A 3,141-nucleotide genomic window follows, 5' to 3' on the forward strand; every position below is an offset into this window, starting at 1 on the left:
GTAGTTCAAATCCCCGCATACCATTCATAGCCGGCAATATCCTCCCACAGCCCGCCCTTGCCGCCATGAATATCGGCAAGGCTGGCCACCGCCTCGATCCGCTCGACATATTTGGCGTGTTTATAGCCCAGATGCCGCTCGACCCGCAGCCGCACCGGCGCGCCGTGGCCGATGCCCAGCCGCTCGTCGTTCAGCCCCAGCGCCAGGATCGTCTGCGGGTGGAAGGCGTCGACCAGGTCGATCGATTCATAGTAAGGCCGGGTGCCGCCCGAATAGGCATCGGCGCAGTGGAACACCAGGAAGCGCGCGCGGTCGCTAAGGCCCGCCGCGTTGAGCACGGTCGAAAGCTGTGGCCCCTGCCATTTGCCGATCGCGCTCCACCCCTCGACGCAATCATGGCGGGTGATCTGCGCCCGCTGCGGCATCGACAGCAATTGCGCGATCGACAGCGCTTGCGGCCGCGCCATCAGCCCGTCGATCCGCACCCGCCAATCGGCAAAGCCCGTGGCTGCATGCGCGGTGTAAGCCGGGGTATTGGGGTTGCGCGTGCCGTTGGTGCGAAACACCGGCGACATCTGATCGGGGCGAAATTCGCGTGCCAGTGCGTTGCGGTTCGTCAGCGCCCGCTGAGTCCATTCGTTCCAATCGGCGCCCTTGAACAGGATCGAGCGGAACGCCTCGCTCTCGCCCAGCCGGTCGCAGCCGGTAAGCAGCGTCGCGCCCGATGCGGCGACGCCGGTAAGCAAGGCGCGGCGGGTGAGGATCATCGCTGCGGCTCCTGCGGGGTGCGCCACCAGCCGGTGATCATCGATCGCACTTCGTTTAATGGTCCCGCCAGGATCACCAATGTCAGGTGGACGATGATGAACAATGCGATCCCCATCGCAGCGATGAAGTGGATCGACCGCGCCGATTGCCGCCCGCCGAACAGGTCGAGCAGCCACGGCGCGGCGGCGTTGATCCCCGGCGACATCGTCAGCCCGGTAAAGATCGCCAGCGGCAGCGCCACGAAGATCACCCCGACATAGCTCAGTTTCTGCAGCACGTTGCGCCCGCCCGGATCGGCAGCATCGTGGAATCGCAGCGCCAGATGCTCGCGCACGTCATGCGCCAGGTGCTTGGGGGCAAGTTCGGCGCGACGAAAGCGCAGGTCGCGCTGGAAATGCCGGTTGAGCAGGCTCACCAGCATGAATGCCAGCAGCGCGAAGCCAAAGACCAGCGCCACCGTCAAATGCCAGCGCCGCGCCAGCGCCAGATTATAAGTCGACGGGATCGTTAGCCAGCCGGGGATTCGCCCGCCCTCGAAAATCCAGCCGACGCGAAACCAGGGCTGGTCCATGTTCGCGCCATATTGCCCCCAGTAAAGCTGCGGATGCGCGTTGAGGATCATCAGCCCCGACCCCAGCAGCACGATCACCGCAACAGCGTTGGTCCAGTGCCACAGCCGGGTCGCGAGGCGATGCTTATAGATCGCGCGCCGGGTGCCCGGTGCGGCGATGTCAGCGGGGTCGTTCGAGTCGCGCGGAGCCATCAACGCCATCCTACTCTATCCATAGGCGCGAACGAAGAATATGATCGTGGTGACGATCGTCACCAGCAGCGTCCAGACACGGATCGCGGTGGGCGGCAGCTTTTTGCCCGCGCGCGCGCCCAGCCATCCGCCCAGCACCGCGCCGGCCAGCATCGGCAGGCAAGCGTCCCATCGCACCATGCCAAAGCCGATGAACACGATCATCGCGGCGGTGTTGGCGACGGCCAGCATCAGCGTGCGCGGCGCCATCAGCCGGTGCGGCGGCTCGCCCGCGAGCAGCCCCCATGTTGCCGTCAGCATCATCCCCACCCCGCCGCCGAAATAGCCGCCATAGACCCCCAGCAGCGCCTGCGCGACGAACAGCGCGCGCGGCCCCGGGGCTGCATGCCGCTGAAGCACCTCGGCGGCGCGCTTGCCGAACGCGATCGCGATCGTCGCCATCAGCAACAGCCAGGGGATGATGATGTCGAAGGTCGTGGTGGGGGTGACCACCAGCAACAAGCTGCCCACCAGCGCGCCGATAAAGGTGATGCCCCCCAGCGTCCGCACCGACATCCCCGCCACCGGGCGCAGCCCCTCACGATAGGTATAGGCGCTCATGAACGCACCGGGTTGCAGCGCGACGTTCGAAGTGGCGTTGGCGATCGGGCTGGGCAGGCCGATCGCGATCAGCGCGGGCATGGTGGCAAAAGTCCCACCACCCGCCAGCGCATTCATCGCCCCGCCGACAAGCCCGGCAGCGGCGGCAAGCGCCAGGATGGGAAGGTCGAGCATGGAGCGGGGCTAGAGCGGATCGGGGTGGGTGTGTCGAGGGGGGGCTATCGCCCACTTGCGGACACTAGCTAATCTGTCATGTTCGGGCATTGACAGGTTGATCCGACAGTCTTGTAAAAGTTGCGTGGTTCCGCACGGAGCAATGCAATCCTTTTGTAACGGGGTCAGGAGCATGGGTCCGCGGCCATTTCATAGTTCGCTGGTTGCTGGCGGGTTTGCTCGTTTAAAAGAGGGGGTATACTTACAATCACAGGAAGTTCGCTCGATTTGTAGCGCGGGAACAAGTCGCAAGAACGGCTTGGCGAGCGTATGTATTGGATTTTGGATTTTTTCAATATCTCGCGATATTGCTATCAGATACAATACTTGTCACATCTATGGGTCTCTGGGTTCGATGTTTCCAGAGTTTTCTAGCCTCCGGATAATGGCTGGTAAGCCAAGTGCAGCCGCATGGGAAGAATTAGCATGCCGTAGTAAATCAATACAGTATAGTATTGAAAATGCTCTTTCGGAACATTCGCTAAAAACTATGTTTCAAGAGGGCGCATTTGAAGCATGTTTGATTCGAAACGAAGCGCGATCGTTATTGCAAAGCGACACAGGATCACTGCAGGTCATTTAGCTCAAGCGAGTACGCAAAATAAATCTATCCAATAACTATGGCAATCTTCTCGCTCGGTATCTAATCACCTGTTGAACATTGCCGGCGGCAAGGACTCGAGCCTGCGACCTCCGGTTGTTCCCGGCACCTTGACCAATTGCGCTACGCCGGCACGCGATTTTTACATCCGATCAGCCACGTCCGCTATCCTGAAGAGTTTCGGGCGCCGGCAGGC

General features: G+C 62.0%; 3 protein-coding genes. All 3 read right to left on the bottom strand.

Annotated features, from left to right (window positions below; all coding sequences use genetic code 11):
• Positions 1-5: 5 nt before the first annotated feature.
• Genes QU44_RS16660 through QU44_RS16670 form a run of 3 tightly spaced genes read right to left on the bottom strand, consistent with a single transcriptional unit; the run spans position 6 to position 2,305 of the window.
• Complete coding sequence (locus QU44_RS16660) at positions 6-767, bottom strand: molybdopterin-dependent oxidoreductase (RefSeq protein ID WP_033923540.1); 762 nt, start codon at positions 765-767, stop codon at positions 6-8.
• Positions 764-1,531, bottom strand: coding sequence for a cytochrome b/b6 domain-containing protein (locus tag QU44_RS16665; RefSeq protein WP_052135075.1), 768 nt, complete (start codon positions 1,529-1,531; stop codon positions 764-766). The genes QU44_RS16660 and QU44_RS16665 overlap by 4 nt, the downstream gene beginning before the upstream one ends.
• Positions 1,532-1,546: 15 nt before the next feature.
• A complete protein-coding gene (locus QU44_RS16670) occupies positions 1,547-2,305 on the bottom strand; it encodes a sulfite exporter TauE/SafE family protein (RefSeq protein ID WP_033923541.1) in 759 nt (252 codons plus the stop codon).
• Between the last annotated feature and the right edge of the window lie 836 nt (positions 2,306-3,141).

It is taken from the genome of Sphingomonas sp. 37zxx (assembly GCF_000786205.1).
Classification (GTDB): Bacteria; Pseudomonadota; Alphaproteobacteria; order Sphingomonadales; family Sphingomonadaceae; genus Sphingomonas.